Below are 13,050 nucleotides of genomic sequence, written 5' to 3'. Positions count from 1 at the left end.
ATTGCGTACAACGCCCTGCTTACTTACCATAGCGCTATACACCTTTACGCTATAAAATAAGTGACCCCCATGCGAGTACCTCATATTTATCAGGCATCGAGTATTGCCTTAAACACCCCGGTTTCTTTAAACGACGATGCAGCGGGCCATATTGGCCGCGTATTACGCATGAAAGTAGGCGAACATGTGTCTATTTTTAATGGCGAAGGCGGTGAATACTTCAGTGAAATTATTGAGGTAACTAAAAAATCAGTTGTTGTTATGCCACAACGTTTTGATGAGCATGATGTCGAATCGCCGCTTAAAATTCATTTAGGGCAATGCGTATCGCGTGGCGACAAAATGGACTTTACCATCCAAAAATCTGTTGAGCTTGGCATTAGCGAAATCACCCCTATTTTTAGTCAGCGCTGTGGCGTTAAACTCAGTGGCGACAGGTTAGAAAAAAAACACCAACAATGGCAAAAAATTGCAATTTCAGCCGCCGAACAATCGGGGCGTAACTTTGTGCCAGTTGTTCACACACCGGTTGATTTAAAGCAATGGCTTGAACAACAAACAGACGCCATTAAGCTCACTTTGCACCCTCGTGCCGAGCACAGCATTAAAACAATAACCGTTCCAAGCGCCGGTGTACGCTTTTTAGTAGGCCCTGAAGGCGGCTTTACCGATGAAGAAATGCTGCAAACTAAAGATCAGCACTTTGTTGATATTCGCTTAGGGCCGCGCGTTTTACGAACAGAAACGGCCGCTTTAACGGTCTTAAGTGCATTACAATTACAATTTGGCGATTTAGCTAATTGAAATAGCTCAATGGCACCCTCATATTAAAACTATTAGCACTCTAGTAGTCATTATAATTAGATTAAGGCACAGCGCATGGCGATAAAGTTAGGTATTATTTCTGATCCTATTAGTGGATTTAACATCAAAAAAGACACCGGTTTTGCAATGATGATGCAAGCGCAAAAACGTGGCTACGAAATTTACTACATGGAGATGGATGACTTATCGCTTCGCCAAGGTAAATCGTATGCAACCGCAGCAAAAGCGCAGGTATTTAACAACACCGAAAAGTGGTACGAACTTGAAGAAAAAGCCACAATCGCGCTTGCCGACCTAGACGTTATTTTAATGCGAAAAGATCCACCGTTCGATACGGAGTACATCTACGCAACTTATATCTTAGAGCGTGCAGAGCAAGAAGGTACGTTAATTATTAATAAACCACAAAGCCTGCGCGATGCTAACGAAAAGCTATTTACAGCGTGGTTTAGCGAGCATACGCCAGATACGCTAGTAACGCGCAGCCAAGCTCAAATACGCGCGTTTTTAGCTGAGCATAAAGACATTATTTTAAAACCACTCGATGGCATGGGCGGCGCATCTATTTTTCGTATTAAAGAAGATGATGCAAACATTGGCGTTATTTGCGAAACCTTAACTGAGCATGGTAGTCGCTTTGCCATGGTGCAAAATTACATTCCAGAGATCAAACAAGGTGATAAACGCGTATTGGTTGTTGATGGTGAAGTTATTCCGTATTGTTTAGCGCGTATTCCACAAAATGGTGAAACCCGCGGTAACTTAGCTGCAGGTGGCCGTGGTGAAGCCCGCCCCCTTAGCGAGTCAGACCTTAAAATAGCTCAAGCAGTTGCCCCTACGCTTAAAGAAAAAGGGTTAGTGTTTGTAGGGTTAGATATTATTGGCGACAAGCTCACCGAAATTAACGTAACAGCACCAACCTGCGTACGTGAAATTGAAGCCGCTTACGATATATCTATTACCGGTATTTTGTTTGACGCAATTGAGCGTAAGCTCGCTAAATAAACACCATTTAAAAGTCCATTAATTTAAGTATTTCATACAATTAATGGACTTTTTATACGCTACGTATATATCTATGCCATACTCAAAGTTCAATAAGTATTCATAAACTAAAAGGGTGAAATCTATGCAATCATTAGAAAATCATTTTTTAATCGCTATGCCGTCGATGCAAGACCCTTTTTTTAAACGTGCCGTTACCTATATTTGTGAGCACAATGAAGATGGGGCTATGGGATTGGTGATCAACCAGCCTATTGATGTGACCGTTGGTGAGCTTTTAGATAAAATAGAAATAGACAACGACAAAACCCAACAAGCCGCGCAAGTCTCTGTGTTTGCAGGTGGTCCGGTTAAAACCGACCGAGGTTTTGTACTTCATTCACCTCAGCCAGGCTACTCTGCAAGCCAAAAGCTTAGCAGTGATATAATGATCACCACATCAAAAGACGTACTTGCCAACCTGACCACCGCCCACGCACCTGAGCAATTTATTATTACGCTTGGTTATTCGGGCTGGGAGCAAGGACAACTTGAGAAAGAGCTTTTAGATAACAGTTGGTTGATCATTAAAGCCGATCCGAAGATCATTTTTGATACGCCGGTAGAAAAACGCTGGGAAAAAGCAGTTTCAATGCTAGGCTTTGATGTTAGCCAACTTTGCAGCGAAGCTGGACACGCTTAAAGAACGATAATGACGAAAAAAAACCTTAAGCCGCAAGGCCAGCGCACCGTAATGGGCTTTGACTTTGGCACCAAAAGCATTGGTATTGCCATAGGACAAGAGCTCACAGGCAGTGCGTCTAGCTTAAAAGCGGTAAAAGCCCAAGATGGTATTCCTAATTGGGATCATATTGCGGTTCAAGTTAAAGAGTGGCAACCCGACTTAATGGTCGTCGGGTTACCCCTTAATATGGATGGTACTTCGCAAGAGGTAACCTTTAAGGCTAAAAAGTTTGCTAACCGCTTGCACAATCATTACGGCATACCGGTGCAAACACAAGATGAGCGACTCACAACCGCCGATGCAAAAGCGCGTTTATTTGAGCACGGTGGCTATAAAAATTTAGGGAAAGGAAATGTCGATAATATGTCGGCAGTGATTATTTTAGAGAGTTTTTTTGAAGCCAGTTATGGTGAATAAATAATGCCGACTCCTTTAATTACGTAATTTATTTTAAAGGTCGAAAAACACCGCAGTGGTATAAAACGTTATAAGTAATTTTACCCATAAAAAAAGCGCCCTGCGGCGCTTTTTTCATGGATAAAATGCAGTGTTAATTGCTGTTTTTATCATCTAGTCCATCAATGGTTACACCTTGTAAAAATCCTGCACCTTGTTGCTCGTTATTGCGCAGCTTAATCATTAAGCGTAAATCGTTTGGCGAATCAGCATGATGCAGTGCATCGGCGTAATTAATACGTTGCTGTTTGTATAGCTCAAATAAGGCTTGGTCAAAGGTTTGCATACCCATTTCTTTAGACTTAGACATGGCCTCTTTTATGCCACCAATATCCCCATTTTTAATTAGCTCTGCCACCATGGGTGAGTTTAATAATATTTCGATCGCGGCTACACGCCCTTCCCCATCAGAAGTGGGAATAAGTTGCTGGGCAACAATGGCGCGTAAATTTAGCGCTAAGTCGTACTTAAGCTTGTCGTGTTTTTCTTTAGGCACTAAGTGCATAATACGGTCAATGGCTTGGTTGGCATTATTAGCATGCAATGTAGCCACACATAAGTGACCCGTTTCGGCAAAGCTCAGTGCGTATTCCATGGTTTCTTGCGAGCGTATTTCACCAATTAAAATAACATCGGGTGCTTGGCGTAAAGAGCTTTTAAGTGCCGACTCAAAGCTGTCGGTATCAAGCCCTACTTCGCGCTGAGTAATAATACTTTTACGGTGCTCGTGCACAAACTCAATCGGATCTTCAATGGTGAGTATATGGCCGCGCTGGTTGCGATTTCTGTAGCCAATTAAGGCAGCCAGTGAAGTTGATTTACCCGTGCCAGTACCACCAACAAACAGCACTAACCCGCGCTTTGACATAATTACATCGGTAAGTGTAGAGGGCAGCCCTAAATCACTTATATCTGGTATTTGCGTTACAATGCGGCGAATAACCATACCCGCTCTATCGCGCTGCCAAAAAGCCGATATACGAAAACGCCCTTCGTCTGTGGCTATCGCAAAGTTACACTCTTTAGTGGTATGAAACTCGTTTTTTTGTTTATCGCTCATCGCTGATTCTACAAGCGCAAGCGATTGCTCATCACTTAACTTATCGTCGCTCAGAGCGATAAGCTCACCATTAATTTTTGCACTGACTGGTAATTGGCTAGAGACAAATAAATCCGAGCCTTTTTTATCAATCATTATGTGTAAAAAGTGATTTAAAGATAAATTCATAATATGTCCTTAGCCACCAAACTGGGTTTTATCTTGGGCTTTTTCTTTTGCGGCTGCGGTTGTCACAATGCCGTGATTAACTAAATTATTTAAACATTGATCCATGGTTTGCATACCGTGTGATGCACCCGTTTGAATAGACGAATACATTTGTGCAATTTTATCTTCACGAATTAAGTTACGAATCGCCGGTACACCAATCATAATTTCGTGCGCGGCCACGCGTCCACCGCCAATTTTTTTAAGCAGTGTTTGCGAAATAACGGCACGCAGTGACTCAGAAAGCATTGAGCGCACCATATCTTTTTCTTCACCTGGGAATACATCAATAATACGGTCAATCGTTTTTGGTGCCGAGGTGGTATGTAGCGTACCAAACACTAAGTGGCCGGTTTCAGCGGCGGTCATCGCAAGGCGAATAGTTTCTAAGTCACGTAGCTCACCAACAAGTATTACATCCGGGTCTTCACGCAGCGCGCTGCGCAGTGCATTAGAGAAGCTGTGCGTATCTCGGTGCACTTCACGTTGGTTAATAAGACTGAGTTTATTATCGTGTACAAATTCGATAGGATCTTCAATGGTGAGGATATGGTGATGTTTTGTTTGATTTATATAATCGACCATAGCCGCAAGCGTTGTTGATTTACCCGAACCAGTCGGGCCGGTAACCAATACTAAACCACGCGGGTTATCTGATATTGTTTTAAAAATATCTGGCGCACCTAAATCCTCAAGCGTCAGTACATCGCTAGGGATGGTACGAAACACCGCTGCAGGGCCGCGGTTTGAGTTAAATGCGTTAACACGAAACCGAGCAAGGTTAGGCACTTCAAACGAAAAATCCACTTCTAGATTTTGTTCGTAGTCCTTGCGTTGATTATCGTTCATAATGTCGTAAACAAGGCTGTTTACATCTTTGTCTGCAAGTGCAGGTATATTAATGCGGCGAACATCACCATCTACGCGTATCATAGGTGAAACACCTGACGATAAGTGTAAATCAGATGCTTTGTGTTGCACACTAAACGCTAATAATTCGGTAATATCCATTTATGACTCCACAACTAACTGATAAATATATGGTTACAATAGCAGAACGACTCACATCCGCCTACGCTAGAATTGCCAGCGCGGCTATAAATGCTAAACGTAGTAGCGATGCTATTACGCTGCTAGCAGTATCAAAAACAAAACCAAGCGACGATATTATTGCTGCCTACGAGCATGGCCAGCGCCAATTTGGTGAGTCTTATGTTCAAGAGGCTGTAGATAAAATAGCTCAACTACACGCATTTAGCGACATCATTTGGCATTTCATTGGCCCTATTCAATCAAATAAAAGCGCCCTTGTTGCTGCACATTTTAATTGGGTACAAAGCGTAGATAGAATAAAAATAGCTAAGCGTTTAAACAGTCAACGTCCAGAAAGCCTAGCCCCTTTAAATGTGCTTATTCAAGTAAATATAAGCGCCGAGGAGGCAAAGTCAGGCTGCAGCGTAGAGCAAATACCCGAACTAGCTGAGTTTATTGACCAATGTGAGCAACTCACTTTGCGTGGTTTAATGGCTATTCCGGCTAAAAGCGACGATCCGAGTGAGCAAAGTCAATCTTTTGAGCAATTACAAACTTGCTTTGATAAACTAAAGGCCCAATATCCTCATATAGATACGTTGTCGATGGGGATGAGCAATGATGTTGAAGCCGCCATTAGCGCAGGTTCAACCATGGTGAGGATCGGCACAGATATTTTTGGAACTCGAACTTAAAAGGTGATAACAGACATATGTCAGATAAAACAATCGCATTTATAGGCACAGGTAACATGAGCTACGCCATTATTGGTGGCATGGTAAAAAACGGTTTTAATGCAAACAACATCATTGCTACAAACCGCAACCAAGAAAAGCTTGCCAAGGTAGCAGACGATTTCAAGGTGAAAACCACCAGCGACAATAACGAAGCCTTACGTGATGCTGATGTCATTGTATTGTCTGTTAAACCACAAATGATGGGCGATTTATGTAAATCGTTTCAAGAATCGGGTATCGACTTTAGTGATAAACTGTTTATTTCGGTAGCGGCTGGCTTAACCGTTAAGCGTTTACGCGAAATGCTTGGTCAAAACGTTAAAATGGTACGTTGTATGCCAAACACGCCATCGCTACTAGGGCGTGGTGTATCGGGTTTATTTGGCGCAGATGAAACAGCCGAAGAGCACGATTTTGTACAACAAGTGTTTGAGTGCACAGGTATTGTTGTGTGGGTAGAGCAAGAGTCGCAAATTAACGATGTCATTGCTGTGACAGGTTCATCGCCCGCTTACTTTTTCTTATTTATGGAAGCCATTGAAGAAAAAGCGAAAGCACTTGGCTTTAACGATGAAGATGCGCGCCGCTTAGTGCAGCAAACTGCGCTAGGTGCAGCCGAAATGGCATTGAGCCAACCAGAGATAAGCATTTCGCAATTACGCGCTAATGTAACTTCTAAAGGCGGCACCACCCATGCTGCGGTTGAGCATTTAAAAGGCGAAGGCCTAGTGCAAACAGTTAGCGATGCAATGGATGCGTGTATTGCGCGTGCAATGCAAATGGAAAAAGAACTTTAAAATTACTTTTTATTGAAGGTTACACTATGAATGCCATGCAATTTTTGATCAGTACCCTGTTTGATTTGTTTTTAATGGTGGTACTACTGCGTTTTTGGCTACAGTGGGCAAAAGCCGACTTTTACAACCCAATGAGCCAATTTGTGGTTAAAGCAACCTCGTTTGCAGTTAACCCGTTACGTAAAATTATACCTGGACTAGGTGGGCTGGATTTAGCCTCTCTATTGCTGGCATTTATTGTAGCCGTTGCCAAAATTAGTACTTTAATGTTGGTGATATACGGCGCATGGGCTGCGCAACCTGTGTTTATACAAGCACTTATTACCGTACTTAAAGAAGGCTTAAACCTTGTATTTTGGGTATTGATTATTCGCGCTATTTTAAGCTGGGTAAGTCAAGGTTATAACCCAATAGAAGCGGTTTTCCATCAGCTTACTGAGCCAATGCTCAAGCCACTTCGTAAAATTATTCCACCAATGGGTGGCTTAGATTTATCGGTGCTTGTACTAATTATTGGTATTCAGTTTTTACAAATGCTGCTAATGGACTTTTTAGCCTAAATTTTTTGTTATAAGCAAAAGAGGCCCTTTGGCCTCTTTTTTATATAGGACATCATAATGAACCGTTTAATTAAGTTTTGCTTTATTAGTTTTTTAGCCTTTGCTTTTAATGCCCACAGTGAAGACATGCAAGGCGCACAGTACAAAGAGCTGGGCCCTTGGCAAGTGCATTACATTGCTTTTCCATCTACCTTTATTCAGCCGCAAATAGCTAAAACATATGGCCTTGAGCGTAGTGGTTATAAAGGCATTGTTAATATTTCAGTACTGAAAAACAATAGCGATAAAACCGCGCAAACCGCTCAGCTCAGCGGCACCGCAAAAAACCTACTCGGCAATAAGCAAGCCCTTACTTTTAAAGAAGTAAAAGAAGGTGAATCAATTTATTACCTTGCGCAAGTAGACTACACCAACGAAGAGATTTTACGTTTTGAGATAAACATCCAGCAAGGTAGTCAGTCTCAAAAACTCACGTTTCAGCAAAAATTTTACGTAGATTAAAAACATGACCAAAACATTAGTGCTTGCCACAGGCAACCCTGGCAAAGTTAACGAGCTGGCCAATATGCTTAGCCCGCTTAATATAAATGTGCTTCCGCAAAGCGATTTTAACGTAGGCGAAGTGGCCGAAACCGGCACCACCTTTGTAGAGAACGCGATAATTAAAGCCCGCCATGCTGCTAAAATTACCGGTATGCCAGCCATTGCAGATGACTCAGGCTTAGAGGTAGATGGCTTAAATGGAGCACCGGGCGTGTACTCAGCTCGTTTTGCCGGTGAAAGCGCCAGCGATCAAGACAACATAGATAAACTACTTAACGAATTAGCCGATAACCCAAATCGTAAAGCCCGCTTTTGGTGTGTGCTGGTATTAATGCGCCACGCCGATGACCCTACCCCGCTAATTTGTAGCGCAAGTTGGGAGGGCGAAATTACACAAACCCAAAATGGCGAAGGCGGCTTTGGTTACGATCCGGTATTTTTTGTAGCAGAGCAAAACTGTACCAGCGCCGAGCTCACCAAAGAGCAAAAAAATGCGGTGAGCCATCGCGGCCAAGCACTTAAAAAGTTATTACTAGAGCTACAAAGCAAAGGCGGCCTGTGAACCTTCCACCACTGAGCTTATATGTGCACGTACCTTGGTGCGTGCAAAAATGCCCCTATTGCGATTTTAATAGCCATGGGCAAAAAGGCGATATTCCTGAAGCTGAATATGTTCAGCATTTAATTGACGACTTAAAAGCCGATTTGCACTTGGTGCAAGGGCGTAAAATTCACAGTATTTTTATTGGCGGCGGTACACCAAGCTTATTAACTGGCGATGCATATACCCGCTTATTAAGCGAAGTCGATAACCTAATTGGCCTAAGCGACAACTGCGAAATAACCCTTGAGGCAAATCCTGGTACCGTAGAAACCGGGCGCTTTAAAGAGTACGTTAAAGCGGGTATTAACCGTATTTCTATTGGCGTGCAAAGCATGCAAAACGACAAGTTAAAAGCACTTGGCCGTATTCATGGCGCCGATGAAGCGCACTACGCTGCAGAGCAAGCTAAGCAAGCCGGGTTAAATAGCTTTAACCTTGATTTAATGCATGGCTTACCGGGGCAAAGCCTTGACGATGCGCTGAGCGATTTAAAAAAAATAATTGCTTTAAACCCGCCACATATTTCCTGGTATCAGCTCACTATTGAGCCTAATACACAATTTGCATCCAAGCCGCCAACTTTGCCACAAGATGAAACCCTATGGGATATTCAAGAGCAAGGCCAAGCACTACTAGCTCAAGCCGGTTACATACAATACGAAATATCGGGCTATGCAAAGCCAGGCTTTCAATGCCAACATAACTTGAATTATTGGCGTTTTGGCGATTATCTCGGTATTGGCTGTGGCGCTCATGGTAAGGTGACTGATGCAAAAACCGGCATTATTACCCGTACTGAAAAAATTAAGCATCCGCGCGGTTACATGGATATGCTTAAGCCGTACTTGTATAAAAGCTGGCAAGTAGAGCAAGACGATTTAGCCTTTGAATTTTTTATGAATCGCTTTCGCTTAGTCGAGCCTTGCCCTATTGATGATTACAGTGCGCTGACTAATCAGCCATTGCAAAGCCAACAAGCGGCGTTAACTAAAGCAATAAATGCAGGTTTGTTAATACAAGAAAGCGGCCATTGGCAAGTTAGCCTTAAAGGGCATCGTTTTTTAAATGACCTGCTAGAATTGTTCGTGTAGTGGTTTTAACCACGCGCGATAAACATAAAATACAAGCAAATAAATATAATACACCCTAATGGGTTTCTAACAACAAAGGGAAAACAATGCGTAAACTTACCTTTATTGCAGCAGCCGTGAGCGTTGCTATTTTAGCCGGCTGCCAGCAGGCACCACAACAAACAACCCCGGCGCCTGCAGTGCAAGCGCAACCTGTGCAAAGCGAAATCGACAAAGCGAATGCGTTTTTTGAAGATACCTTTAACCGCGATGTAATGAGCAGCCCGGTTTATCAAACTTACATGGGTATTAAAAAAGATTACGATAAATGGGATGACGGCAGCGAAGAGCAAAAACTAAAAGACCTTGCGCAAGCAAAAGAAGACTTAGTTACTTTAAATGCTATCAACCGCGACCTGCTTGATGATGCCACTAAAGTAAGTTATGACTTAAAAAAACAAGACCTAGAAAGCTCGATTGCTGATTTTAAATGGCGTTACCATAACTACCCAGTTAACCAAATGTTTGGTACTCACTCTATGGTGCCTGCGTTTTTAATTAACCAACATTCAATTAGTAATGTTAAAGAAGCTAAAGATTATATTGCGCGTTTAAACGGTGTACCTACTGTATTTGATCAGCTAATTACTGATTTAGAAACCCGTGCTGATAAAGGCATTATTGCGCCTAAATTTGTGTTCCCACATGTTATAGATTCGAGCAAAAACATCATTCATGGTGCGCCATTTGAAAAAGGTGAAGACTCAACACTATTAGCCGACTTTAAACGTAAAGTAAGCGCTCTTGAAATTAGCCAGAATGAAAAAGATGCCTTAATTAGCGATGCAACTGATGCATTAAAATCAGCAGTTAAGCCTTCTTACTCTAAGTTAATTAATTACTTAGCACAGTTAGAAAAACGTGCAGATAACCGCGATGGCGCATGGAAACTGCCTGACGGCGAAGCGTTTTACAATAACGCACTTAAGCGCACCACAACAACTGACTTAACCGCTAAAGAAATTCATGCCATTGGCCTTGCTGAAGTAAAACGTATTCATGATGAAATGCGTGAAATTAAAGACAAAGTAGGCTTTAAAGGTGATTTAAAAGCGTTTATGCAGTTTATGAAAACAGATAAACAATTTTATTATGCCAATGACGAGCAAGGTAAACAGCGTTATTTAGATGAAGCCACTGGCCTAATCAACACCATGAAAACTCGCCTAGATGAGTTATTTATTGTTAAGCCAAAGGCTGATCTTAAAGTTAAAGCCGTAGAAGCATTCCGCGAAAAAGCAGCAGGTAAAGCATTTTACCAACAACCTGCACCAGATGGCTCACGCCCTGGTATTTACTACGCAAACCTTTACGACATGGAAGCAATGCCAACGTACCAAATGGAAGCATTAGCGTACCATGAGGGTATTCCGGGTCACCACATGCAAATTGCTATTTCACAAGAGCTTGAAGGTGTGCCTAAGTTTCGTAAGTTTGGTGGCTACACCGCTTACATTGAAGGCTGGGGCTTATACTCAGAGTACATTCCTAAAGAAATGGGCCTTTACTCAGACCCATACTCAGACTTTGGTCGCCTTTCTATGGAATTATGGCGCGCATGTCGCCTAGTGGTTGATACCGGTATTCACGCAATGAAGTGGACTCGCCAAGAGGGTATTGATTACTACGTAAATAACACGCCTAATGCCACATCTGACGGTGTTAAAATGGTTGAGCGTCACATTGTAATGCCATCGCAAGCGACAGCTTATAAAGTGGGTATGCTTAAAATTTTAGAGCTGCGTGAAGATGCTAAAAAGCAACTAGGCGATAAGTTTGATATTCGTCAGTTCCACGACGTTATACTTAAAAATGGCCCTGTACCACTTAACGTATTAGAGAACTTTGTAAACGAGTGGGTAGCAAGTAAAAAAGCTTAATACTTGGTTATAAATAGAAAAAGGTCGCTGATGCGGCCTTTTTTGTTTTATAGTAATAAAAACGCTCAGAGGTAGAGTTAAGAATGGATTTAAGCATACAATTACTTAATGCGCGCATTGCTAAGCATCAGCTAGACGAGCTCGATAACGACTTTAAACAGTTAAGCCCTGCTCAGCAAACATTACAGCTAAACCACCTTTACGAAAGTGCTTTGCGGATGAGTATTAAATACGACTTTATGCAAAATGTGGCAACACGTATTTTAACAACCAACACCCCACCAGCACCTTTTATAAACCAATTAACAACGACTGATGCATTAACGTTTTTTACACCTGCATTAAAAGAAAATAACGGCTTTTTAGCACAAGACAGCCAAGGAAATAATGTGCTGCACAATGTATTTAAACACGCCAATGCTCAAAAGCTGGCGTTTAACTATGTGCGCTCATTAATGCTATTTGAATCTAACGATAATTTAGTAAAAGCCCTTGCACAAACAAATGCTCGCGGCCTTACCCCTGTTGCCTGTTATATCGCCTATGCTGATAAACCTAGCACACCAATAAAGCATGAATTTTCAGCATTATTAGCGCTTATGGAAATAGAGCAAAAACAAAATCCAACCGCTAAACAGCAACTGGCAAATATATTAAAAGGCGCTGATATAAACGAAACTAGCATTTTACTTAGCGCTGCTTACCTACAGCGCTCAACCGCGCAAATTGCCCACTTAGTTAGAGCAATTTAGTCACTTAAGTAATATTCAACACTGGTGACCACCCTCACCTTTTTGATATGTGGCGTGTTTGAATCGCGATTGCTAATGCTAAATTGCCCTTGGCGAGCGGATTTTATTTTACCCAGCGTTGAGTTCGAATCTTTAGCAAATTTGTTGGCAACTTCACGGGCTTTTTCTGTAGCCTCTTGCACCATGGCTGGTTTTATATCGTTAAGGCCGGTAAATAAATACTCAACTTTGGTTTCGTAACTATTTTGCACAATGGCAATGCCCTGTTTAGCTAATTGACTCACTTTACTCAGCGCATTTTGTACTTTGTCGGGCGCGTTCGAATACACAATAATATTAGCGCGTACCAAGTAACGAAACTTTTGGTTATCGTTAGCGTATTCACGGGCTTGCTTATCAATTATCGACTGGCTACCCGTGCTTATTTCGTCATCATCAAAGCCATGTAGCTTTAAAAATGCAATAACAGCATCGTTTTTTTGCTCAACTCGACTAACCAGTTTTTCTAAGTCGTTGTCTGCATCACTGTATTGCAGCGGCCAAATTACCGTATCGGCGCTAACTTCACGCTCTGCTAACCCTTTAACCTGCACACTACGTTCCATGCTTTTTACATCTACTGCGGCACTTTTAATAATAAAGCCTAATAAAATTAAGCCTATACTTAGGCAAATTGCGGCTATAACGGTGTAAAAACCGGGTGTTTTATTCATAAAAAACTCCTTGATTGATATCAAT

Annotated in this window: 15 protein-coding genes; 12 read left to right on the top strand and 3 right to left on the bottom strand. The window is 42.0% G+C overall.

Annotated elements, in window-relative coordinates; all coding sequences use genetic code 11:
- Positions 1-69 precede the first annotated feature (69 nt).
- From rsmE to ruvX, 4 genes are all read left to right on the top strand, one after another.
- The gene (rsmE, locus tag PSH54_RS04270; protein WP_024031543.1) at positions 70-804 is read left to right on the top strand and encodes a 16S rRNA (uracil(1498)-N(3))-methyltransferase; all 735 of its coding nucleotides are present in this window, start codon (positions 70-72) and stop codon (positions 802-804) included.
- A gap of 75 nt (positions 805-879) precedes the next feature.
- On the top strand, positions 880-1,830 hold the full coding sequence (gene gshB / locus PSH54_RS04265) for a glutathione synthase (RefSeq protein ID WP_126005926.1): 951 nt from the start codon (positions 880-882) through the stop codon (positions 1,828-1,830).
- 124 nt (positions 1,831-1,954) lie between these two features.
- A complete protein-coding gene (locus PSH54_RS04260) occupies positions 1,955-2,512 on the top strand; it encodes a YqgE/AlgH family protein (protein WP_004586843.1) in 558 nt (185 codons plus the stop codon).
- Between the two features lie 9 nt (positions 2,513-2,521).
- Positions 2,522-2,971 (top strand): Holliday junction resolvase RuvX, encoded by a 450-nt coding sequence (gene ruvX / locus PSH54_RS04255; protein ID WP_004586842.1) that lies wholly within the window; start codon positions 2,522-2,524, stop codon positions 2,969-2,971.
- A gap of 133 nt (positions 2,972-3,104) precedes the next feature.
- Here the strand turns inward: ruvX and PSH54_RS04250 are convergent, their stop codons facing one another.
- Positions 3,105-4,238, bottom strand: a complete 1,134-nt coding sequence (locus PSH54_RS04250; protein ID WP_054983574.1) for a PilT/PilU family type 4a pilus ATPase — start codon at positions 4,236-4,238, stop codon at positions 3,105-3,107.
- A 9-nt stretch (positions 4,239-4,247) separates the two neighbouring features.
- Complete coding sequence (locus PSH54_RS04245; protein ID WP_004586840.1) at positions 4,248-5,288, bottom strand: type IV pilus twitching motility protein PilT; 1,041 nt, start codon at positions 5,286-5,288, stop codon at positions 4,248-4,250.
- 2 nt (positions 5,289-5,290) lie between these two features.
- Between PSH54_RS04245 and PSH54_RS04240 the strand changes: the two genes are divergently transcribed.
- The 8 genes from PSH54_RS04240 to PSH54_RS04205 all read left to right on the top strand — a co-directional run bounded on the left by PSH54_RS04240 (position 5,291) and on the right by PSH54_RS04205 (position 12,312).
- On the top strand, positions 5,291-6,004 hold the full coding sequence (locus tag PSH54_RS04240; RefSeq protein WP_273605570.1) for a YggS family pyridoxal phosphate-dependent enzyme: 714 nt from the start codon (positions 5,291-5,293) through the stop codon (positions 6,002-6,004).
- A gap of 17 nt (positions 6,005-6,021) precedes the next feature.
- Positions 6,022-6,843 (top strand): pyrroline-5-carboxylate reductase, encoded by an 822-nt coding sequence (gene proC, locus PSH54_RS04235; RefSeq protein ID WP_004586838.1) that lies wholly within the window; start codon positions 6,022-6,024, stop codon positions 6,841-6,843.
- Positions 6,844-6,869: 26 nt separating this feature from the next.
- The gene (locus PSH54_RS04230) at positions 6,870-7,403 is read left to right on the top strand and encodes a YggT family protein (protein ID WP_004586837.1); all 534 of its coding nucleotides are present in this window, start codon (positions 6,870-6,872) and stop codon (positions 7,401-7,403) included.
- A 57-nt stretch (positions 7,404-7,460) separates the two neighbouring features.
- A complete protein-coding gene (locus PSH54_RS04225; protein WP_004586836.1) occupies positions 7,461-7,904 on the top strand; it encodes a DUF4426 domain-containing protein in 444 nt (147 codons plus the stop codon).
- A gap of 4 nt (positions 7,905-7,908) precedes the next feature.
- The gene (locus PSH54_RS04220) at positions 7,909-8,508 is read left to right on the top strand and encodes an XTP/dITP diphosphatase (protein WP_055254892.1); all 600 of its coding nucleotides are present in this window, start codon (positions 7,909-7,911) and stop codon (positions 8,506-8,508) included.
- A complete protein-coding gene (gene hemW, locus PSH54_RS04215; protein WP_273587766.1) occupies positions 8,505-9,641 on the top strand; it encodes a radical SAM family heme chaperone HemW in 1,137 nt (378 codons plus the stop codon). Before PSH54_RS04220 ends, hemW begins: the two co-directional genes overlap by 4 nt.
- A gap of 86 nt (positions 9,642-9,727) precedes the next feature.
- Positions 9,728-11,560: a DUF885 domain-containing protein gene (locus PSH54_RS04210; protein WP_096739115.1), complete on the top strand. Its 1,833-nt coding sequence runs from the start codon at positions 9,728-9,730 to the stop codon at positions 11,558-11,560.
- An 83-nt stretch (positions 11,561-11,643) separates the two neighbouring features.
- Positions 11,644-12,312 (top strand): hypothetical protein, encoded by a 669-nt coding sequence (locus PSH54_RS04205; RefSeq protein WP_004586832.1) that lies wholly within the window; start codon positions 11,644-11,646, stop codon positions 12,310-12,312.
- Here PSH54_RS04205 and PSH54_RS04200 read toward each other — a convergent pair.
- Entirely contained in the window at positions 12,309-13,025 is a 717-nt protein-coding gene (locus PSH54_RS04200) for an SIMPL domain-containing protein (protein ID WP_004586831.1), read from the bottom strand. The genes PSH54_RS04205 and PSH54_RS04200 overlap by 4 nt on opposite strands.
- Positions 13,026-13,050: the final 25 nt, after the last annotated feature.

The sequence above is a fragment of the Pseudoalteromonas sp. Angola-30 genome, from assembly GCF_028599215.1.
Lineage (GTDB): Bacteria > Pseudomonadota > Gammaproteobacteria > Enterobacterales > Alteromonadaceae > Pseudoalteromonas > Pseudoalteromonas atlantica.
This window is presented reverse-complemented; position numbering and strand designations above follow the sequence as displayed.